Origin of the sequence: Nostoc sp. (assembly GCF_036917375.1) — a bacterium.
Lineage (GTDB): Bacteria > Cyanobacteriota > Cyanobacteriia > Cyanobacteriales > Nostocaceae > Nostoc.
In genome coordinates this window covers 105,635-127,927 of record NZ_JBALDN010000077.1, presented here as the reverse complement: position 1 = coordinate 127,927, position 22,293 = coordinate 105,635, and the positions used below count along the sequence as shown (strand labels likewise).

General features: G+C 40.7%; 21 protein-coding genes. 6 read left to right on the top strand and 15 right to left on the bottom strand.

All coding sequences use genetic code 11. The features are described from left to right. Nucleotides 1-113: 113 nt before the first annotated feature. Nucleotides 114-1,130, bottom strand: a complete 1,017-nt coding sequence (locus V7K45_RS20145) for a ribose-phosphate pyrophosphokinase (RefSeq protein WP_335006499.1) — start codon at nucleotides 1,128-1,130, stop codon at nucleotides 114-116. 686 nt (nucleotides 1,131-1,816) lie between these two features. Between V7K45_RS20145 and V7K45_RS20140 the strand changes: the two genes are divergently transcribed. The 3 genes from V7K45_RS20140 to bioD all read left to right on the top strand — a co-directional run bounded on the left by V7K45_RS20140 (nucleotide 1,817) and on the right by bioD (nucleotide 4,942). Further along, on the top strand, nucleotides 1,817-1,981 hold the full coding sequence (locus V7K45_RS20140; protein WP_335006497.1) for a hypothetical protein: 165 nt from the start codon (nucleotides 1,817-1,819) through the stop codon (nucleotides 1,979-1,981). 502 nt (nucleotides 1,982-2,483) lie between these two features. Then, nucleotides 2,484-4,244, top strand: coding sequence for a protein kinase domain-containing protein (locus V7K45_RS20135; RefSeq protein ID WP_335006495.1), 1,761 nt, complete (start codon nucleotides 2,484-2,486; stop codon nucleotides 4,242-4,244). Continuing rightward, on the top strand, nucleotides 4,244-4,942 hold the full coding sequence (bioD, locus tag V7K45_RS20130; protein ID WP_335006493.1) for a dethiobiotin synthase: 699 nt from the start codon (nucleotides 4,244-4,246) through the stop codon (nucleotides 4,940-4,942). Before V7K45_RS20135 ends, bioD begins: the two co-directional genes overlap by 1 nt. 132 nt (nucleotides 4,943-5,074) lie before the next feature. On the opposite strand, the gene V7K45_RS20125 is transcribed toward bioD, so the two are convergent. Both V7K45_RS20125 and V7K45_RS20120 read right to left on the bottom strand, forming a co-directional pair. Beyond that, entirely contained in the window at nucleotides 5,075-7,741 is a 2,667-nt protein-coding gene (locus tag V7K45_RS20125) for a PAS domain-containing sensor histidine kinase (protein WP_335006491.1), read from the bottom strand. A gap of 279 nt (nucleotides 7,742-8,020) precedes the next feature. Beyond that, nucleotides 8,021-9,322, bottom strand: a complete 1,302-nt coding sequence (locus V7K45_RS20120) for an adenylate/guanylate cyclase domain-containing protein (protein WP_335006489.1) — start codon at nucleotides 9,320-9,322, stop codon at nucleotides 8,021-8,023. 133 nt (nucleotides 9,323-9,455) lie between these two features. Between V7K45_RS20120 and V7K45_RS20115 the strand changes: the two genes are divergently transcribed. Further along, nucleotides 9,456-11,054, top strand: a complete 1,599-nt coding sequence (locus V7K45_RS20115; protein ID WP_335006487.1) for a DEAD/DEAH box helicase — start codon at nucleotides 9,456-9,458, stop codon at nucleotides 11,052-11,054. After that, nucleotides 10,984-12,198 carry a DUF790 family protein gene (locus V7K45_RS20110; protein WP_335006485.1) on the top strand — a complete coding sequence of 405 codons (1,215 nt, stop codon included), beginning with the start codon at nucleotides 10,984-10,986 and terminating at the stop codon, nucleotides 12,196-12,198. The genes V7K45_RS20115 and V7K45_RS20110 overlap by 71 nt, the downstream gene beginning before the upstream one ends. Nucleotides 12,199-12,254: 56 nt before the next feature. Here the strand turns inward: V7K45_RS20110 and V7K45_RS20105 are convergent, their stop codons facing one another. Beyond that, complete coding sequence (locus V7K45_RS20105; protein ID WP_335006483.1) at nucleotides 12,255-13,271, bottom strand: aromatic ring-hydroxylating dioxygenase subunit alpha; 1,017 nt, start codon at nucleotides 13,269-13,271, stop codon at nucleotides 12,255-12,257. A gap of 227 nt (nucleotides 13,272-13,498) precedes the next feature. Here V7K45_RS20105 and V7K45_RS20100 point away from each other — a divergent pair, with 227 nt between their 5' ends. Further along, nucleotides 13,499-14,413 carry a DUF6602 domain-containing protein gene (locus tag V7K45_RS20100; protein WP_335006481.1) on the top strand — a complete coding sequence of 305 codons (915 nt, stop codon included), beginning with the start codon at nucleotides 13,499-13,501 and terminating at the stop codon, nucleotides 14,411-14,413. Nucleotides 14,414-14,642: 229 nt separating this feature from the next. Here the strand turns inward: V7K45_RS20100 and V7K45_RS20095 are convergent, their stop codons facing one another. From V7K45_RS20095 to V7K45_RS20045, 11 genes are all read right to left on the bottom strand, one after another. Next, on the bottom strand, nucleotides 14,643-15,041 hold the full coding sequence (locus tag V7K45_RS20095) for a type II toxin-antitoxin system VapC family toxin (RefSeq protein WP_335006479.1): 399 nt from the start codon (nucleotides 15,039-15,041) through the stop codon (nucleotides 14,643-14,645). Next, on the bottom strand, nucleotides 15,038-15,283 hold the full coding sequence (locus V7K45_RS20090) for a type II toxin-antitoxin system Phd/YefM family antitoxin (RefSeq protein ID WP_335006477.1): 246 nt from the start codon (nucleotides 15,281-15,283) through the stop codon (nucleotides 15,038-15,040). Before V7K45_RS20090 ends, V7K45_RS20095 begins: the two co-directional genes overlap by 4 nt. A 153-nt stretch (nucleotides 15,284-15,436) precedes the next feature. After that, a complete protein-coding gene (locus V7K45_RS20085; protein WP_335006474.1) occupies nucleotides 15,437-15,901 on the bottom strand; it encodes an SMI1/KNR4 family protein in 465 nt (154 codons plus the stop codon). 14 nt (nucleotides 15,902-15,915) lie between these two features. Next, a complete protein-coding gene (locus V7K45_RS20080; protein ID WP_335006472.1) occupies nucleotides 15,916-16,308 on the bottom strand; it encodes a deaminase domain-containing protein in 393 nt (130 codons plus the stop codon). Between the two features lie 32 nt (nucleotides 16,309-16,340). Further along, nucleotides 16,341-16,625, bottom strand: a complete 285-nt coding sequence (locus V7K45_RS20075) for a 2Fe-2S iron-sulfur cluster binding domain-containing protein (protein ID WP_335006470.1) — start codon at nucleotides 16,623-16,625, stop codon at nucleotides 16,341-16,343. 52 nt (nucleotides 16,626-16,677) lie between these two features. Then, nucleotides 16,678-17,871 (bottom strand): P-aminobenzoate N-oxygenase AurF, encoded by a 1,194-nt coding sequence (locus V7K45_RS20070; RefSeq protein ID WP_335006468.1) that lies wholly within the window; start codon nucleotides 17,869-17,871, stop codon nucleotides 16,678-16,680. A 39-nt stretch (nucleotides 17,872-17,910) separates the two neighbouring features. Continuing rightward, entirely contained in the window at nucleotides 17,911-18,816 is a 906-nt protein-coding gene (locus V7K45_RS20065; RefSeq protein ID WP_335006466.1) for a ferritin-like domain-containing protein, read from the bottom strand. Then, a complete protein-coding gene (locus tag V7K45_RS20060; protein WP_335006464.1) occupies nucleotides 18,800-19,861 on the bottom strand; it encodes an aromatic ring-hydroxylating dioxygenase subunit alpha in 1,062 nt (353 codons plus the stop codon). The genes V7K45_RS20065 and V7K45_RS20060 overlap by 17 nt, the downstream gene beginning before the upstream one ends. A 5-nt stretch (nucleotides 19,862-19,866) precedes the next feature. After that, complete coding sequence (locus V7K45_RS20055; protein WP_335006462.1) at nucleotides 19,867-20,607, bottom strand: hypothetical protein; 741 nt, start codon at nucleotides 20,605-20,607, stop codon at nucleotides 19,867-19,869. A gap of 260 nt (nucleotides 20,608-20,867) precedes the next feature. After that, nucleotides 20,868-21,872 (bottom strand): aromatic ring-hydroxylating dioxygenase subunit alpha, encoded by a 1,005-nt coding sequence (locus tag V7K45_RS20050; protein ID WP_335006460.1) that lies wholly within the window; start codon nucleotides 21,870-21,872, stop codon nucleotides 20,868-20,870. Further along, the gene (locus tag V7K45_RS20045; protein WP_335006458.1) at nucleotides 21,856-22,269 is read right to left on the bottom strand and encodes an Mpo1-like protein; all 414 of its coding nucleotides are present in this window, start codon (nucleotides 22,267-22,269) and stop codon (nucleotides 21,856-21,858) included. The genes V7K45_RS20050 and V7K45_RS20045 overlap by 17 nt, the downstream gene beginning before the upstream one ends. Nucleotides 22,270-22,293: the final 24 nt, after the last annotated feature.

The following is a 22,293-nucleotide window of genomic DNA, read 5'->3' as shown; positions in this document are numbered from 1 at the left end:
CTTTCGCTCACAAGGGACGTTAGTGTTGATGTAATAACTAAAAGCAAAAGCCCACACTGAACCCAATCAAGGGGTCAATGTGGGTAATTTATCCCTGTAACACGAATAACAGTCTAGCGGAACATACTACTAACTGAAGTATCTTCATGAATTCGCCAGATAGTTTCTCCCAACAGATTAGCTACTGACAGCACCACTAGTTGTGGGAAACGATTGTTTTCTGGTATGGGAATGGTATTGGTGACAATAACTTCCTCAAACAAGCCACTAGACAAGCGCTCCATCGCTGGAGGAGAGAATACCGCATGAGTTGCACAGGCATATACCTGACGCGCTCCTTCTTCACGCAGTAATCGCGCCCCTTCTGCGATCGTTCCCCCAGTGTCGATCATGTCATCCACCAACACTGCCGTTTTGCCTTTAACATCACCAATGACATTTAACACTTCTGCAACATTATGTGCCTGACGACGTTTGTCAATAATCGCCAGTGGAGCATCATCCAGTTTTTTTGCAAATGCCCTAGCTCGTGCTACACCACCAACATCGGGAGAAACAACCACCAAGTCGGGGAGTTGTTTGCTGGCTAGATAATCTAGCAATACTGGTGAACCGTAAACATGGTCAAAGGGTATGTCAAAATAGCCTTGAATCTGAGCCGAGTGTAAATCCATTGCGAGAACGCGGTTAGCACCTGCTTCCACGATCAAGTTAGCAACCAGTTTGGCGGTTATTGACTCTCGTCCTGCCGTTTTGCGATCGGCACGAGCATAACCATAGTAGGGAATTACTGCCGTTACCTGTCGCGCAGAAGCTCGACGACAGGCGTCAACCATAATCAATAATTCCATCAAATGATCGTTGACGGGTTGACAACATGGCTGGATTAAATAAACATCACAACCTCGAATCGATTCTTGGATTTGAACGTAAAGTTCTCCATCCGCAAATCTTTTGCGAATCATTGGCCCCAAGTCCATGCCCAGATAACGAGCGACTTCTTGAGACAGTTGTAAATTGGCAGAGCCAGAAAACAGCCGCAGGCGATGATTATCATTCAGTCCTGTTGCAGATGGTTGCACTTTGAAAGTTGCAGAACTGAGCACAGCAGATCCTCTATGTGCATTCATAGCAATATTATCATTAGAGATTTAATAGATTTAACCAAGAAATAGCCTAAAAAAACATCTGTAAGTTTTGTTGAAGCTTCCATACAAAATTTAAACATTTTTGCATAAAATTATTATTCGCTACTTATCTAGTCTTCTTGGCAAACAAGCTATTCATAGCTTAACTGACATCAAGTCCATGCACTAGGTCTATAGTTCAATTTTTTGGTTGAGGTAAATAAGCCTAATCGCTTAAACATTATTGGTGTGCTAAGTTCTTCTAATTACCTCATTCATAGCTGACAGTAAAGCATTGACAACTTTAGTGATATTAAAATGTTTGTTCTCACACAGTATAGCACTTGTAACTAAGTAGTCAAACGGTAGCTTATTACTCTCTAATCTACGCATTTACAAAAGTGACAATTATACAGCCTAGAAGAAGCTGGCAGGGGACAAAATTTATCCACACACTAGAAAGTTTTTAGATAAAGATAAAATAAAGGTGTTTTTTGATGCCTTATATTACTTAACAAGGGTAATTTCACTTAAATAATTTTTTATAAATATTTTTACTTAAAGGGTTTTAGTTAAATATAAAAAAATTGTTCAATATCAATAATGTTTAATCTGTCTGCGAACATCCTGTCAAGTGTGAGCTACCAATCACATCTGAACTAGTTTTCATGCGTATTATTACGGAGATAATGAGTACTGTTGGGTATGCTCTGATTTTTGGGTGGTTGCGATCGCTCCAGTTGGGTGCAGCGAGAACTGCCTCTACCTTGCGATTCAAACGAATCGTGATTTTGGATGTTGGGGCGATCGCCAAGGGAATAAATTCGGTAAATAGCCCAATGGCAGAATTTTGAGAACTTTGCAGATGAAAAATTTTAAAATTTTTTGATGTAGTAGCCTAAATTTAGGATCGAAGAGAAACGCCATCTAGCTCAAATAATAATTGACAAAATCAAGATTTGTAGCGCTCAACAAATCATTATTGATTGAGATAACATTATTCTTTACAAAGACGCTCGCTAGGTATTTTATCGTGCAAAAGCTTGGCTTACACAAGCACAGTTAGCCGATTGCAATTTTTTTTCCACAGGATTGATTGAAAAAGAGATGAATGATTTGTATAACTTTGATTCTCAAGGTGATTTTGGATATTTCAAAATTTCTCGTTTTCCCAGGCAGAGAAATTGAATTCAGGATTGAGGATTGTGAAGTTATGCAGTATGAAACAACCTTGCTCTGGTGGAGTCTACTTGTTGGGTATAGTAGAATATTGCCGCAGGTAACTGTCCCGTCGCCTCTTGGACTTAATCTTTGTGGGCGATCTCCTCAGTTGCTACTACACTCAATCAACCGATCATGCAACCACCGATTACAGTTGGCTCTGTCTTGCAAAACCGTTACCGCATAATTCAAATTCTCGGACAAGGAGGATTTGGTAGAACCTATCTGGCAGAAGACCAGAGGCGCTTTAACGAACTTTGTGCGATCAAAGAATTGAATTCAACAGCAAGGTCGGCTTTGGATTGGGAGAGGGCACAAGAGCTTTTTCACCGAGAAGCTGCTATTTTATATCAAATCGAACACCCACAAGTGCCGAAATTTCGGGAAAGGTTTGAGCAAGACCAACGCTTATTTTTGGTGGAGGACTACGTTGCAGGTCAGACGTACCGCACTCTGCTGGCTGAACGTCAAGCTGTGGGTAAAACTTTCACAGAGGCTGAAGTATTGCAGCTGATAGAGTTGTTGTTGCCTGTTTTAGAGCATATTCACAGTCGAGGAATTATTCACCGGGATATCTCGCCAGAAAATATTATTTTGCGAGATAGTGATGCTAAACCTGTGTTAATTGACTTTGGGGTGGTGAAGGAATTGGCAACGCGTTTACAATCGCCAGATAATCCCATACCACAAACCACCGTCGGAAAATTAGGCTACTCTCCCAGCGAACAAATGCAAACAGGGGGAGCTTATCCTAGTAGTGATTTGTATGCATTAGCGGTAAGCGCGATTGTTTTACTGACTGGTAAAGAACCAAAGGATCTATTCGATCGAAACCAACTAACTTGGAATTGGCAGCGGTGGGTAAAAGTGAATCCACGATTTGCTGTAGTGTTGAATCGAATGTTGAATCATATACCAAGCGATCGCTATCAAAGTGCTACTAGTGTATCTCAAGCACTACAACCTTTACATGAAGTCAGTCTTCCGGATGTAAATGTGTCTAACTTGCAGACAATGGCAGTTAGTCGGCGTCCTGACTTAGTAGCACCAGCAGCTTCGCCCAAGAAACCCGATCCTGTGATTCCACCAAATTCAACTAACTCGATTTTGGATAATCCGTTAGCGATCGCCGCAATTGCCATTGGTGTAGTGATCGTAGCAGGATTTGGTTCTTGGACACTGGTCAGTTCCATCCGCAGTCAGTCAAAAACATCAGATCAGACGCTTCCACAAAATTTCCCTTCACCAGTAATTTCTGGGGGTACTACATTAACACCGACACCGACACCAATACCCACACTGACACCAACACCGACATTAACACCAACATCCACACCTACTAACGATCGCCCAGTTATATCTACTAAGCGCCTCAAGCTTACAACATCTAACCCGATCGCGGTTGCAGGTACTCTCAAAGCAAATCAAATCATCCAGTACAACTTTTTTGGACGAGAAGGTACTAAATTAAACACGTTTATTGACCCAGGCAGCAGCATTCTACTAACAGTCTTAAGTCCCAATGGACAACCAATTGAGAATACTGCCCAACAAGTCACATTTTATCAAGGCACATTGTTGGCTACTGGTAGATATACTATTGAGTTAACTCTGCTTTCAGGAGTTGCCGAAAGCAATTACAATCTCAATGTTGCATTAGAAAAACCAGTCAAACCAACACCGACAGAGACACCCTTGCCAATTCCCACAGAAACACCTTTGCCAATTCCCACAGAGACACCTTTGCCAATTCCTACAGAAACACCTTTGCCACTTCCCACAGAGACACCCTTGCCAATTCCCACAGAAACACCCTTGCCAATTCCGACCATTACTGAAGCGCCGACTTTGCCGCCGGCTGATGGAACACAACCATTTTCTGGCCAAAGAAATTAATGTTAAACACACTACTGATTACTGGAACTGATACGGAAGCTGGTAAAACTGTTTTAACAACAGCGTTAGCAGCTTATTGGCAAAAATATTACCCGCAGCGTCGCTGGGGAATTATGAAACCAATTCAATCGGGGATTGGCGATCGCGAGTGGTATCAAAAGCTATTCGTGCTAGAACAATCTGCTGAAGAAATTACACCTTTATACTTTCAAGCACCTCTGGCTCCGCCTATAGCAGCAGCACGGGAAAATCGCCAAGTAGATTTAGCACTTGTGTGGCAAGCTTTGTCTAAGTTGCGATCGCAGCGTGATTTTGTACTTGTAGAAGCCTTGGGAGGATTAGGTTCGCCAATAACTGAAGAATTAACGGTAGCTGATTTGGCGGGGGAATGGCATTTACCAACAGTATTGGTAGTACCAGTGAGATTGGGTGCGATCGCTCAAGCAGTAGCGAATGTAGCATTAGCTAGACAATCGCGCATCAATCTCAAAGGCATTGTTTTGAACTGCGTACAACCCCGAACGGATGCAGAAATAGCCGACTGGACACCATCTCAATTGATTCAATCACTCACTAACACGCCAGTTTTAGGCTGCTTACCCTATCTAGATAACCTGACTGATTTAGATAAACTTGCTCAAATAGCATCAGATTTAGATTGGGAAACACTAACACTTGAGAATAGACTTCTTGCATAAGTCGGGAAAAGGGGAAAGAAAAAACCTTTACTCTTTACCCTTTACCCTTTACCCTTTAACCTTTTCCCCAAACCCAATTCCGATTTAAAAATGCACAAAGCGAGCAGTATTGTCCTGCCCCCTGCCTCCACCCTAAATAGCTTTCATCGACAGACTGACAATGAATGTCGCCCCCTGTCCAATTCCTGGACTTTCGGCTAACACTGTACCACCATGTAATTCTACCAAGTGACGGACGATCGCTAACCCTAATCCGAGTCCGCCATGCGATCGCGTGCTGGAACTGTCAGCTTGACGAAAGCGTTCAAATACATGGGGTAGAAATTCGGCAGCAATTCCCGCTCCCGTATCACTCACCCGAATTTGCACGTAAGATTCAATGCACTCTAATTGCACATCAACTCTGCCGCCTTTGGGTGTAAACTTGACGGCGTTAGAGAGCAAATTCCACACAACCTGTTGCAAGCGGTTGGCATCGCCCACAACTATCTCTACTTTCGGGTCGAATTTACATTTGATACTAATCTCTTTAGCCTGGGCTGCTGGATACACAGTATCAATTGCCGCCTCTACAAGCGATACAAGTTCAACCCGCTCCATACTTAAATGAAGTGTGCCTCTAATAATCCGTGATACATCGAGAACATCTTCAATTAGTTGTGCCAGGGATCTGGTATTACGTTCAATCGTCTCTAGTGCCCGTCCAGTAGTATCTCGATCGAAGTTGCGAGTTCTAAGTAGCTGCGCCCAGCCCAATATAGCATTGAGGGGTGTACGGAGTTCGTGGGAGAGTGTGGCGAGAAACTCATCCTTCATCCGGTTTGCAGTTTCGGCATCGGCGCGTGCTGCTTGTTCGCGTTTAAGCAGTTCTTCGCGTTCTTGCTCTGCTTGCTTGCGATCGCTAATATCAATCATGAATCCATGCAGTAGCTGCGGCCCATTTTCATCCCGCACTACATTTACAATGTCATATAGCCAGACAACTCTGCCATCAGCAGCCAACATTCTGTATTCAAATTCGTAATTATTTAGTGATAGAGAAGATTCTTGGCAATACTCGATAGCCCACTCCCGATCTTCTGGATGCATATTTTTTTCCCAGAAATTATCGGTGTACCAGTCTGACAATGGATAGCCCAGAATCTCAACAGTTTGCGGCCCTACGTAAGTAAAATTCCCAGTATTGGCATTTACCTCCCAAGGAATCACGCGGACTTTTTCGGTAAGTGTTTTTAACCGTTTCTCGCTTTGTTTGAGAGCTGCTTCTGCTAACTTGTGAAGTGTAATATCTGTGACAAGGGCAACAAATCCTGCAACTTTCCCCTCCTGACTGAACTGGGGAATGTAAGTAACATTTACGTAACGGTTTGTGCCATCTTTATCAGGTAATTGGGTTTCGTAAGTTACTTGCTCTCCTGAAAGTACTGCTTCTACATAAGGAAGAACAGACTGATAAACCGACTCTCCCAAAATTTCTCTAATATGTTTACCAGAAATTTCGGAAGCAGGAAGCCCATACCAGTCTTCATATTCTTTATTATTAAAGCGATAACGCTGCTCGCTATCAACATAAGAAATCTTGACGGGCACAGCATTGGTAATTAGGCGCAGTTCATCTTCTCGTTGATGGAGTGCTGCTTCCGCTCGTTTGCGTTCTGTAATGTCGCGTTGAGTTCCCCACGCTCTCACTAAAAACCCATTTTCAACAATTCCCACTAGATTATTCAAAAAATATTTGGAATTACCTTGCTTATCTATTTCATGAGACTCGGCATCAATTAGTCGGTAGTTAGAACGGATAAAGTTACGCAGGTATGCAATATTATGTGGATCGGAGGCAACAAGAAAGTCTCCTAATCTGATACCAATAATTTCTTCGGCACGAGAACAGCCATACATCTGTGCCATAACATTGTTGCATTCTGCCAAGTAAACATATTGGTAAAAATGTTGAATTTGTTCATCTTCTGGACAATCTGCTGAAATTGGTACTTCCAGTTCGATGCACCAAATACCTTCTGAACTCTGCTCTAAAAAAGTGCGGTAGCGTTCTTCGCTTTTGGAAAGGGCAAGTTCTGCTTGTTTGCGTTTGCTTATATCAATCACAAAAGAAATAATATCATCTTGGTTATTTTCTAACAAAGCAGAACCTAACAGAATAGGAACGCGACTACGATCTTTGCGGATGTATTCGTTCTCAAAAGGCTGACACACGCCTTTAGTTGTGAGTTCTGCGATCGCACTGTTATTAGTTTCAATATATTCTGGTGGGATCATCTCGCGCCATCTGACTCGTCCTGCGAGCAAATCCTCCTGAGAATAACCTACCATTTGTAAAAAAGCATCATTAGCTTCTGCGATCGCCCCGTCCATATTGGCTACAATTACCCCAATGATGTTGGACTCTACCAACCTTCTAAATCTGGCTTCGCTCACCTGTAGTTTCTGCAAACTCTTTTGAAGATGTTGTTTGGCAGTGCGTAATTCTGAGTTCAGCAAGTTAATAATTGTTGTCACTACCACAAACAAGCCTAAGCGCAGTATGTTGTCTAGACTTGCAACCAAGAGCGAAAACACTGGTTCTAAGAAAAAGTAGCTGACGGCTAAAGTAGACAAAGCAGTAGCCAGTAACCCTGCTTCCATGCCGCCATACCTGGCACTAACCGCCACGGCAGCAAAAAACAGCAGAAAAATACTTGGTTTCAGTAGTGGCTGTAGCAATAGTGTTAATAGCAATACGCTACCAACAGCCAATAGTGCCACAGCATAAGGCGCTAGAAGGGAACGTGTTCCTCTCAATGTGGCTTCTCCTTTTATGCAGCTAGCTAAAGGATTATTCCCAAAATCAGCTAGAAAATGCGACGTATTAGCGAGTCTTCTCCCAAGGGTGATAGCAGCATTAGCGAGTTATCGAGCGTCACAGCTCGTCTTAGACCTCGCTCAACACCTAAATTATGCATCGGAAAAATACATACCTAATCAGTTAGTGACTGCAAATCTATCTAAAGTAGTAAAACTGAGTTTTAACAAATGTTCAATGGTAAAATATTCTGAATTATGAATTATGACTGCTATTTATTAAGTTTTTAAATTAATTCCCTTTAGTATATAAGTCATCATTTCACCTTTACCTTTCACTTTAATTAAACCTCGTTTTTCCAATAAGTATTTATCCTTTAAAAGTTGATAAGTTGCTTCACAAACCTGGATACTACCTGCAATACCATGTGATTCCATTCTACTAGCTATATTGACTGTATCTCCCCAGAGGTCGTAGGCAAACTTTTTCAGCCCAATCACCCCTGCAACTACTGGCCCTGTACTAATGCCAATACGGATGCTAAAGAATTGGTTATTTTCTTCGTTAAAAGTAGCTACAGCATTTTGCATATCCAAAGCCATGTTAGCTATTGCCGGAGCATGATTGTTAGATTGATTTGGCAACCCTGCAACAGCCATATACGCATCGCCAATGGTCTTAATTTTTTCTACCCCATGACGTTCTGCTAATTGGTCAAACAGACAAAATATTGTATTTAATAACTCGACTAATTCCGCCGGGGAGGTGTGAGATGAAAGCTCTGTAAAGCCAACAATATCAGCAAATAACACCGTAACTTCCAGAAAGTTATCGGCAATAGTTGCCGGCTGTTGTTTTAATTGTTCTGCAATCATCTCTGGCAAAATATTTAGTAGCAGCCGTTCAGATTTATGCTGTGCTAGTTCCATTGCCTTACGAGCGTAAAATTCTTTTTTTCGTAAGCGTTCGTATAAAGAAACAGAGAAAACACAAATTATGCAAGTCCAAAATAAATATAATCCTTGCTCAATATAAAAAGCTGAGGAATTTTTCAATATGGGGCTATATACAATATATAAAGTTAAATAGCAAAGTATTGTTCCGATTTGAGATATTAAATGCATCCACCATTGGACTGGAATGATTGTAGCTTGAGTAAGAAACATCAAAGTCCAAATATGGCTTCTCGGTTCTAAATTATTGAACAGCAAAGCTATATCAATTTGGACAGCACAAGTTACAGACCAGCATAAACTTAAAAAAATTAAATCAGGATAACAGCGACCAATAGAAGTTTTGCATAAACCCCAACAAACAAGAGTGAATAATTCTACTACAAGACCAATTTTAAAGGCGTATATCTTGCCTTCTAATTGTGAATTTACCCAAAGAAAAAAAGCAATTAAAGTCAAGCCAGCTATTAATATAATCTGCGCCTGCAATTGCAGCCGTTTCAGCAAAAAGCTCTGTCGCTGTTCTTTGTAGGATTCGGACAGATTATTGTTGGTTTGCCGATAGGACATTCCGTGACTAATGAGCGCATCTAGTTGGGTTTTGTCGGAGTTAGTTGGATGAATCATGCACTTTTTGCGTTATTAGTAATCAAGGGAGTGGGGGGATGAGGGAGATAAGGGAAATGAGAGAAAATAACTCTTAACTCCTAACTCCTAACTCTTGACTCCTCACTCAGCATTCAGCACTTAGCACTCTCAAATGGCTCGTACCCCTACATTAAATTTCGATCGTGGCACATTAATTTTGCATCCACCACCACGCGGTAAAGGTTGGATGGACTACGCTACGTGGGATGATAGAGTTGAAAAATTCCGCATCCCAGCAATTAGATACCGATCGCTAGTGGAAGCACTACAAGCGGAAGATGTGAATTTTATCGATGAGGCCAAGCAATTTTATCCTGTAGATTTGGTTCCTACTCTGGAAATGGAACCCTATCCCCACCAGACTGAGGCGCTAGCGGCTTGGAAACTGGCGGGTAGACAAGGGGTGGTTGTGCTTCCCACGGCGGCGGGAAAGACTTATTTGGCACAAATGGCGATGCAATCAACGCCACGCACGACGCTGATTGTAGTGCCAACTTTGGATTTAATGCATCAGTGGTATGCACACTTGGTGGCGGCTTTCCCCGATGCTGAGGTGGGATTGCTAGGAGGTGGTTCGCGGGATAGAACGGCAATTTTAGTTGCAACTTATGATAGTGCCGCAATTCACGCCGAAACGTTGGGAAATCAATATGCGTTGATTGTTTTTGATGAATGTCATCATTTACCGACAGATTTTAATCGGGTAATTGCCGAATATGCGATCGCACCTTATCGCCTGGGACTCTCCGCGACACCGGAACGTACTGATGGCAAGCACGCTGACTTAAATATCCTCATTGGTCAAGAAGTATATCGCAAACGCGCTGAAGATTTGGCGGGGAAGGCGTTAGCAGAGCATGAAATTGTCCAAATTAAGGTAAAGTTATCGCAACTTGAGCGGGAAAGATACAACCAGTTAATTCAAACTCGCAACGACTTTTTGAAGCAATCAAAGATTTCTTTGGGGAGTTTGCAAGGTTGGCAAATGTTCGTGCAAATGAGTGCGCGATCGCAATCTGGACGTAGGGCAATGTTAGCGCATCGAGAAGCGAAAGATATCGCTTTAGGTACTGATGGTAAATTGCGAATTCTAATTGATTTATTGGCAGAACATTATCCAGCACGAATTTTGATTTTTACTGCGGATAATACAACGGTTTACCGCATTTCTCAAGAGTTACTCATTCCAGCAATTACTCATCAAACTCCTGTGAAAGAACGGCATGAGATATTAACCAAGTTTCGAGAGGGTAAATATAATACTTTGGTTGCTTCTCATGTTTTGAATGAAGGTGTTGATGTCCCGGCGGCAACTGTTGCAATTATTTTATCGGGAACGGGTTCGGCTAGGGAGTATACTCAGCGATTGGGTAGGGTTTTACGGAAGGGGAATATTGAGAATAAACAGGCGATTTTGTATGAGGTGGTGGCGGAGGATACGAGTGAGGAGGGGACTTCGGCTAGGCGAAGAGGGGAGAGGATAAGAGGACAAGGGGACAAAGAGACAAGGGGACAAGGGGAGAAGAAAGGGAATTTGCAGGTTGTGTATGGGAGTGGGAAAGAACGGAGTTTGAAGGCTGCGGAACAGTTAGAAATTAATTATTCAGTCCAAAATCCAAAATCTAAAATCCAGAATTCAGATGTTACCGACAGACTTACTGATGCATCGCCAAAACGGGGAGGAGATCATCCCGAAGAGACTGAAGATTGATCGAGCAACTTCGGAGTTGGCGACTGAGTTAATTAATTATTTTCAATCAGCAGTGGGGAAGACTCAAGGTGTGCTTGAGCGACAACTGACTGATTTTGAAGGAGATTCTACAGATTATCGGGTGAAGCGAGGGTTAGCTTATATTCTCAAAAGCAGTTTTTGTACTTTTGAGGTAGTTAGTCCGCTGGAACCACAGATGTTAAGAGAACGGGTGTTTTCGTTGGCTGCAAAATCTGTTGCTAGTCGAGAATCAACCCAAGTTACTTTGAGTAAAATTGCTGATGAGTTAACTCAAGAACTTGAACGGGAAGTTTTGTTAGAACAGGTTCGGAATGGATTATATGCTGATTTATCTGAAAATAAGATTTTGACTGTTTTTGATGCACCAATAGCGCCAGATTTATTAAATAGATATAACTTATCTCAAGTACAGGGCGTGTTTTATAAGGCCAGTAAACTGGTGTTAAATGCTCACCGGAATGTTCCGGGAGAATATAAGTTGTTATTTCGCTATTTAAAGTTGTTTCAATTGATGGCTTATATTGAAGGTGATGCTGACCACGGGTTTACAATTACCATTGACGGGCCGACGAGTTTATTTAATCCTAGTACGCGATATGGGTTAGCGATCGCTAAACTTATTCCGGCTTTACTTCACGTTACTAAATGGAGTCTTTCTTCGATTCTCCAAACCCGTGACGCTTATACAAATACCTGGAAAACTGGACGTTTTACTCTCAATTCTGAATGTGGTTTAGTATCTCACTATCCACCAGGTAAGCCCTACGATAGTATGTTAGAAGCATCTTTTGCTGATAAATGGGATGCCTTGAAAAGTGGTTGGGCGTTAGAGAGAGAAGTTGATTTGATCCCAATTCCTGGTAGCGTCATGATTCCTGATTTTCGCTTGGTGCATCCTGATGGACGAACCTTCTTATTAGAAATTGTTGGTTATTGGCGACCAGAATATTTACAAAAGAAGTTTTCTCAGGTGCGGCGGGCTGGACGTGATGATTTGATTTTGGCAATTTCCGAGCGACTTAATTTAGAGAAGGCGGGAGTAAAATTAAATGATGTCCCCGCCAGAATTGTTTGGTTTAAAGATAAGTTATTGCCAAAAGCTGTGTTAGCTGTGATGGATTGAACAAGGAAAAATGATTGGAAAATCATAACTAATTTATGCGGAGATGATATTATTTTTTAAACCCAAAATGTAACTTTTACTGATTGATTTGGCAATAAACGCGGATCTTCTCCACGAGATATAGCTGCCATAATTGACTCTACAAATATATGAATTGTGTCCGCAGGCGTATTATAAAATTGTGTCCCGTATTTAGCGATCGCTTCCCCCTGAATACCCAAAATTTCCACGTCTTGGCGGATAATGTGTTGAGCAGTCCACCGCACAAAGGGACGTGCTAATTTATTCCAAATACCGTAGTTATAAGTGACATCCGTGTAAACCAGAGTTGAATTATCGGTTTCTGGAATAGATTGACTGGTAATGAACAAATGGCGATTCTCTGCCATTTTATATTCCACAGAGGTGATATTTGGCATATAAAAGCGATCGCTATGTTTAATCTCTGCACCCTGCAAATTCAGAAAACGGCTGTACCATCCCAAATTATTGTTTTCGTTACGATACTCCACCAAAACCGAACCATGACAGCGTTCAACAGTCATCTCTAACTTTTGTTGGCGGGAAGTACGGAAAACACCAGGATGAACAAAAGCCGTATGGGGAATATCAATAAAGTTCTCCGCACAATTAGTCACATTGTTAGCAAAACGGTTAATTACCCGTACCGTTTCCCATCCTGTTTGTCCGTAGTGAGGCATAGAAAAGGGTTCAAAATCAACGCTATCGGCTAACCGCACATAAACATAGCCATCCTGTTCTTTGGTAGCGTAACACTTAGCTCGACGCTGTGGGGAAGGTTTGAAATCGTCTCCTTCGGCTGGAACAGCAATAACGTTCCCAACCCCGTCATATACCCAACCATGATAGGGACATTGTAAAGCACCGTTACAAATTTTACCTGATGATAGACGGCTATTGCGGTGTAAACAGCGATCGCGCAAAGCTACGGGTTGTCCATCTTCACCGCGAAATATCGCTAACCATTCTCCTAAAACGGTGCGTGGTAATACCTGGTTAGGTTGTAACTGTTCGCTGAGTGCGACAATGTACCAGAAATCTGCAAATTGCATGATGGGTGGGAGCGATCGTATTTAAATTATGGCAATGTCTGAAATAAATATTGCTGTATCTCTTTTGGTGTATCTACAGGCAAATTTAGGAAGAATTGTTTTACATTCTAATTAGCTTATGGAGTAATAGTGCTTATACATTTTAGGTAGGTAGTTTAGTAATCATTGTTGCTTGTAAAGCTAAAGATTATCTAGAATTGTCTGGTCGCAACAATCAGGAGGACTAGATGGCTGAATTCCATGTATCTCAATTGCTCAAGAGTGTTGCAGAACAAATGCGTATAGTATTACAACAAAAATTGATTTCACATCCAGGAGAACTGGGAACAGGGCGTGAGGAAGTAATTCGAGATTTTCTTCGGAAGCATCTACCCAAACGTTTTGGTGTATCAACTGGTTTTGTTTTTGATGCTCATGGGAAGGTTAGTCGTCAGATAGATATCGTAATTTACGATGCATCCTTGTGTCCTTCATTTGAGGCTGTTGGCGGTAAGATGTTTTTCCCGTGCGAATCAGTTGTTGCTGTAGGTGAGGTTAAATCTCAGTTAACCTCTACAAAGATAGTAGCAGAGGCTTACGATAATATTCGATCTGTGAAAGAACTAGATCGAAGTGCAGGTGATAAAAATTTATCAATCATAGATGGTCATCCAATTGATCAAAGGTACAATCATTTGGATCAAATATTTACATTCTTGATTGTCACTGATCAATGTGTAAGTTCAAAAAGTATGCGAGAGACACTCTTCTACTACAATCGTAATTATCCTCGCTATCAATGGGTTAACCTTTGTTATTACTTTGATCAGTACCTAATTACATACTGCTGTGAAAATGGAGTCTGTCCGAACCCAATGGATGCATACGCCATCGGTTGCCTTGAAAACCAGTCTCCTGAACTGCTACTTTTAAAATTCTATAAATTACTAGCTAGAGCTATTGAAGTTATTAACGTCAGCAAATTCGCTTATTGGGAATACTTAAATGGTTCAGAGTCATGGGAAGCTTTCTCTTACCCATTTGATAACATGATGCCATACGATGTCTGGGTTCCACCTCATATGTCTTACAGACCTGGAGAACCTGAATATCAAGAGACAGATCCTTATGCCCCAACCAGGGACTCAACAAACGCAACATGACAATACATTGGAGCTAGCTGTCGAAGGATATTGTTGCTGATGTAAAGGTGAGCTGCCTACGTTCGATTTAGCCTTTACACAGCTGGAGAGCTAAAACCTTCTAGTGAGTAGGTCGGTTTGACGTTATGAAACCCAACATTTCCCAAAACTGACAAGTCCGATCGCTAGTTTGATAATATAGATAGTGGCAAATTGTTGCACTATAAGCAAGAACCATTGAAGTAAAATCTCACGATTTAGCAGCCCAAATCAGGGAAATATCGTATTTATTGAACATTGAATCGGCACTGACAAGCGTCATTTCTTCTATCTGAGCCTGTGCAATCAACATTCTATCAAAAGGATCTCGATGATGCAACGGTAAAGCAGCCGCTTGTAAAGCGTGAGACGCTGTAATTTCTAGCGATCGCATTCCCAACTGTGCCATCCGACTAGAAATATAACTGTCTAAAGGATCTGGCAGTGGTAACTTACCGATGGCAACTTTTATACCTATTTCCCAAATACTGGCAACTGATAACCATAATTCATTGTTTTCATCGGCAATGTGTGCGATCGCTTCCTCATTCAAACGCTCTGGTTGGGCAAACCACCATAACCAACACTGCGTATCTAGCAAAAGTTTCACTCCTCACCGCCCTCAAATGCTGCCAACATTTCATCTGGTAAAGGGGCGTTAAAGTCCTCTGGCACTACAAAACGCCCTTTATCCTGTCCTAAACTATCGCGGCGATTTGATGAGTTGCGAAACGGAACTAACTTCGCAATGGGAATGCCTCGGTCAGAAATAATGATTTCTTCTCCATGCTCTACCCGCAACAAAAGCTGTGAGAGATTCGTTTCAGCTTGATCGATATTTACAGTTTCCATGATTTTATCTAAGTCTCTAAATTGAGTTTAACCAATTCATCCTTCTATTAAACATTACTGTGAAATAAGCTTTCTGAATTCGCTTTTAGTGGGTAAAAATACAATGTTTTTGGTTAAGAGGAAAACTGATTGTCAATTTGATATGGCAAATATCTAACTCGCTAGAGACATCGAAGATTTTAAATATAGCTCGATTTCCACTGCTAGAAAGTCACTAAACGTATCATGACTTTTAACAAAACAAGACTCTTGCTGTCCTTCGCAATAAGAGTAAGTTGGTGGGTTATCACCTTCAGAAAGCCTGAAAAAGCTAAACTGATAACCCTGGTGCATGAAAAATACAAAAGCATCTTCTGGCAAAGGTTCAGGAAAATCATTTTCTACCAAAAGTTCTTTAGCCCATTCTTGAATTTGCGGTAGATGTTGGTAAAAGCAATCTGAACCACGCAAAAACTTACCAGCACCATGCCCCATCATCTTGAGAAAGTCTTTGTAAATACTAGGCAAAGTAATACCTTGTTGTTGTTCAAATTGAATTATTTCCAAATCTGAACATGGCGAAAGCTGATTTTCGTTAAAAATAAGCTGAAGTGGTTCGGGTAAATTGCGAATTGACATTTATACCGACTCCTTTACGCAATGTTTCCGTGATGTACATTTAGCTGAATATTCGGGAAAGTTTGCCTAAACTGCTTAATGACATACTCACACGAATCACATGGCTCTCTTTCGGTGAATAACTCAATCTTACCGTTTACTTCTCTATTATTTGTATATTTTTCGGCGATCGCTTCTAATATTTTGTACTCTGAGTCTAAGTCTCTTCGATGTCCAGTAACTTCAAAGGTTTTAAACATCGGTTGATTCGGTAAAACAACCGCTCCCTCTCGTAATAGCTTACCACTAAAGGCGAATAGCTCGGTAAACGTCTCATCTACCCATACTCTAGCAATAGCAACATTTCGGGCTGGTGCTGGCACGTTACAAGTTTTACGAATTTCTGCGACGCGCTTTAAGCAATCCATACTTGCTTTTTTAGTTGTTTTTAAATCACCATCTAAATCTTACGAATTTCAACATTACCTGTAACATTAACTTGACACGCTAACCGCGCATGAGGATTGTTAGCTGCTAAAGTCTCCAGCATTTCGTGTTCATCAGGTTGAGGAGGCGGAATATCACCAATAACCTCAACCAAACAAGTTCCACAAATACCAGTCCGACAACCAAATAAAACAGGTGAATTCTGAATCGTGAGATGTTCAGACAAATTTTGATGACATTCCAAATTTATAGGAATAAAATCACTTCCCGGAAAGGATATCTTACATAAGTCAGCCATAATACGCAATAATTTTACCTAAATAGCACTCTTCCATTCCTCTCTGCGCCGGTCACTGAGCGTAGTCGAAGTGCTGCGTCTCTGCGTGAGGTAAAATCAAATCCTCTTGCTGTTCAAAACCTTGAAAAGCCTTTTGCTGAGTTGCTAAATATCGAGAAATTGAATTAGTAGCCATCAGTGACATATCCCGATTACGTTGCCAAAGATAATCGAGTTTTTCAACATACACCTGATAAGATTTCATCGCCTCCTGATGAGTTGAAAAACTGCGTTGTAATCCTTCTGACTCCTCCGTAAAACAACGGCGCATCATTTCTTTAGCATCTTTGTCACTCATGTCAAAAATTGGCGATCGCAACACCCGATAAATCTTGCCATACAGCGCCGGATCGTACCAGAAAATCCCGTTAATTGCAGCCGAAAAATGAAAATGATCGCGCTGACAGCCCAGCAATCCTAAATTAGCCACCAGTCGCTCAAATGCAGTCGGTGGCTTAAGACAAGTGACAACATCGTGAGATATAATTGTCGAACTATTGAAGTGAAAACTTTCATCCATGAAGTGATAATAAGAGACTTTAGCAGGAATTGGAGCAGCTTCAGGATGAGGATGTTTTTGATAATAATTGCTGAGTTTGTGCTGTACTAACTTGCCGTTTAGCGTCCGCACTCCTCGGACTGTAAAATACTGACAAGCCAAAAAAGTATTATTTGCAGAAATCAGCCCAAAGTATTGAAGTTGAATTTTTTTCCACCAAGTTTTTAGGGCATTGGTGTCAGCATAAACCATCGTTTCTGTAAAGGGGCCGCGCATGGGGTAGGTAAAAATCAGTTCCCCAAACAACGCTTGTTCAACCTGTTTGGCAATTGTGCGGAAGGCGTTAATGTGCGATCGCTCTTGGGCGGATTCTAAATCTAAGGTATCGCAGATTAAGCGAAAATCTTCTTGAGCGTAAAGTCCGGCTGCACTGGTTTGATTGAAAAAGATAGTTGCAATTTCCGCAGAAACAATTTGTGAGTAGTAAGCTACCCAGTAAAGTTGGTTCAAAATTATACGCTGATGTTGGCTGGATTGTTCCCATAAAGGTGTACCATATAGCAGGGAAAATTCCTCTGGGTTCCAATACTCGTTTTGACAATCTTCGTAGCGAAACTTGGTGACAGCTTCATCCATTAAAGCAGTACGATCTTGCTGTTTGTTGCGGGTGTGGTTAATTTGTAATTTGCGATAAATAGTTTTTTCCATATCCGTTTTTATTTCACGCAGAGATAAGATTAATATTTATTACACACATTGATGGGCGGGGAGTGGTTCAAAGGCCCCGCGTTCTTCTAAAGTTTGCAGGATAGACTGGGCTGATTTTCCTCCCATGAGCGATCGCAATATTTGTAATCGCGTTCCGCTATGAGTCTCTGTATCTAGTTCTTCTAAAATTTGGATTTTCTGCGATCGTGTCAGATGTCCTTTCACTTGTTCGATTGCTGCAAGTAAATTTTGTGGCCCCACCTGTACCATAAACAAAAACTGTGCCAATACATCAAGAATTGTTGTTTGACTCAATGCTGAAACAGTAATTTGATTAAACAAGGTAGTTCCTGTAGCGTGATGACGGGATTCAGATTGTAAAAAGCTGGAAAAAAGTTCTGCTAAAACTGGATAGCGGCATTCCTTCGCTAAACGCCGATAATGGCTTAAACCCCATCCTTCTAAAACGACTTGCAGTACAAACAACAAAACTGTTTTATCTACACTTTCAACCACTTCTGATAGTAAGCGTAAAAACAGATCGTCCGTGTTAGTTACTTCCATTTCTGGTAAAAAATGGCTAATTTGGTGAAGGTGGGTAGCTTCATCAGCTGTAAACAATCCATAAAGCATTCGTTCTTCAACTGTTTCTGCTAAAAGTACCATTTTTGCCATGTAGCCAACGCCCGCTTTCTCAATGAAATATGATTCTTCTAACAGACTACGGTTGGCAAGTTTCAGAATAGCAGATTGTTCATTAATATTAGATTGTTGAAAAATTTTGACTTGATGTAAATTGAAAAAATCAGCATCCCAATAATTTAATTGCGGGGAACTATCATAATTATTCTGATTAGGTAACGCTGCTGTTAATATCCGTCGCAAACGGTCATCATTATCTGTATGCGGTAGGTTAAAACCGACAATGTTATATTTTGAATCCATGTTCAGGACTAGGTGTTGATAGGGTTTGAATATTTGGATGATTAACAGTTTCCCAAGTTCCCCAGGTTAAAGCTTTCTGGTGATTAACGTGCTGAATAAATTCCAGAATAGATTGATCTGCTTTAGTAGGAGTCTTTAAATCAAACTGAATTGTTTGAAATACCTGTGTATCCCCTTTTGCGAAGTAATTACCAACTTGCTGCGTTAACCATAACAAACCACGATTTAAAACCCATCCCCAAAAACCCCGACGCTTAGGAGTGACAAGAATTGTTTGCCCTTCAGTTTTACCACCTTCGATCATTCGCAGTGTAAATATAATGTAGAAGTGCAAAAAATCCGGGCCTAGCGTTACAGTACCAGTGCTGCCATACCAGTAACACATACTATAAGTAACTTCGTTGCGATATAGAGGACGAATCAGGCGAATTAACCACGAATCATCCCCTCCTCGTGTAGTATTGCTGAAGGTAATAGCGTTGGGGTTCAGGTTTTGAGAATCAAATACAATCTCTAAGGGCAAATTGTGTACTGTATTGAAATGGTGAGCATCAATCGCATTAATTAGTAAGACATTGGGATGGCAGTTTTTGACAAAGCGAGTCCCCAATACATAATCACAATCTGCCTGTTCTAACTCTGGTACAAAAGGCAGCGAACTTGGCTTTTCTTCTCCCACCCAAACCCAAATCATGCCGTACTTTTCCGCTGTATGCCAAGTTTTAATGCACACAGGTAGCGGTTTTCCGATAGAAGGAACATCTACACAAATTCCGCGACTGTCATACTTCCAATTATGAAAAAAGCAGCGAATTCCACCACCTTCTACCTTACCTTCTGCTAAATGAGCGCCCATGTGTGGACAATAAGCATCTATAGCTACTACCTGACCGCTAACTCCCCGATAAATTGCTAGATTTCTACCTAGTAAAGTTATAGCTTTTACCTGGCCAAGCTTTAATTTTTTTGATAGTAATGTCCAGTACCATCCCTCTATAAATTGTGTTGAGTTATTAAAGTTTAAGTGTGGGTCGGTAGATGGCATACAAGTTAAACAAGAACACAATCTTGCACAAATTTTAATGATGATTCTGACTTCCACATCCGTTGTCCAGAACGGGTGAGATTGTCATAATTAATTTCAGTTAAACAAACCAATTCATCACCTAACCGATAGCCAGGATTTTTTTCCTCGAAAAACTGGATATGAGGATTAGTTTGTCGTCCTGATGGAATTTCAATCAGCCCTTCCCGTAAAATTTGGGGATGCGGAAACCGGACAATACCAGTTGCTTCTTGATATAAGTTACCATAATATTCCTGTGCCAAATTACCCATTAGATGCTTAACATCAGTAGGTGTTGTGACATCATAACGCGGGTAGAAATCTTGCCAAAAAGTAGGGAGAAAACGATAAGTACGAAAACCAGAGCAAATTAGCAGCCAGTAAAGTTTATTTTCGGCATAATGTTGACGCAGAAAATTGATGGCGGCAATCCAACTACGTGGTAATGTTGTACTCGACCAAGCACTAGGATCAACAATAGTGTCGCCGGAATATACCACACTAATTTTTTCTCCTAAAAAAGTCTTTTGGCATAACATCAAAGTTGAAAATCCTTTGAGTGCATTGGATGTTTCATCTCTCAACAACAAAACCCAGTTTTTGCGCTCTAGATCGATTTGAAAGCCATCCCAAGTTATACCTTGAAAGTGATTTTGCAACAGCGCATACATGGCGGTGCGATCGCTTTGTTGCAAATTTTCAACAGGAATCAGCAAACTCTTCATTGCGCGGAAATTACCTAAACTCGATTTGTATTATATTTAATTAAAACTTTATCGACCATTATGGTAAATTTACGGTGTAATGTGACAGATTCCAGAATGGTTATTTACGCTACAATTCCGTATTCACATCTTGCACCTTCTCAATAAGGGTTGATGTCAATCACGCACTCTACAAAATAATTAAGATGTATTTAGATTGAGAAACAAAACGCAACATTACCAAAGCTTTTGTTGAATTACGCGATCGCTAACCCAGTCTACTATTTTACACCCCTATTTTTTGACCATCGAGACGGTTCTAGCTGATTTACATACTCCATATATTCAGCTAATGGCCGATCGATACTAAGGAGTAAATTCGGATTAAAGCGAATATTATCGTAAATTTTGCCATCTTCATCTCTAAGCATGTAGTAAGCCAAGCGAGTACAGAATAGCAAAAACTGACTAAGCAGATACCCTAGAAGACCTTGACGTTTTTCAGTTACATAAATCGGTTGAATTATCGTTCTTTCAGGCGCAATTGGAGTATAAGCATATATCATAAACAGTGGCGGAAAAAGCTTAACATCCTTCATCATTGTTAATAACCCAATGCAACCATGAGCATAACGCATTGAATACTGATATGTAGAACCAAGAAATCTTTGACCTAACTTTTCTCTCCAAGTAGTTTGAGGGAATTGTCCCCGCATTGTAAAGTCAATTTGCGTGCCTAATTCACTACGATGTAGCGACAAATCCATTTTGATGTCTAAATGATGAATTGTTTTTAAATGTTGAGCATCAATCCCATTCATCATACAAATATGATGATGACAACTTCTGGCAAATGCAATATCAGCTTGTGCAACAATTTCTTTTCCCTTCAACTCATCAAAATCAGCTACTCCCTCTGGTGCTTTAGCATCTGGATAAATCCAGATAAATCCATACTTTTCCTCTGTTGCATAAGCTTGTAACTTAGCTTGAGTAGGAATTTCTGATTGACAGGGAATATTTTGACAAATCCCTGTTTCATCAAATGCCCAATGATGAAATGTACAACGAATCCAATTACCATCAACCTTCCCAATTCCTAAATCTGTTCCCAAATGAGGGCAGTAAGCATCCAAAGCCCGTACTTGCCCATCTTCACCTCTAAAAATGGCAAATTTATGACCGCATACTTCTACAGATTTTGCTGTTTTTTTAGGGATTTCATGACTAGGACAGGCAATATACCAACCCTTAGCAATTACATTCCAATTATTGAATATTTGCATAATTGTTTGATAGATAATTATTTAATATTTCTTGCCGTTGGCGAATATCATCTCGATATTTACCCGTCAAAATTCTAAATAACATTTTACCTAAACAATAAGAAGCCCGCCAAGAAAATAGAGCATCTTGTAAATCAATATGGCTACGCTCAAATAAAAAATGTCCAGTTAATCCTAATAATTGAGTTAATGGTAAGCCCAAGAGCAACCAAAAGTTTTGCAACTTCCAAGTATAAAAGAGTAAACTGTAAAAAAAGAATATTCCCAGAACGTGTAAAGTAATATTAATTGGATGTTGATGTTTAAGAATAAAAATATCCCAATAGTCTGTAAAAGGATGATTTATAATTTGATTATTAATCCTATTTCTAAAACTTTGTTGAGGATGATAATTCATGTCATAACCTTCTATAATTAATCC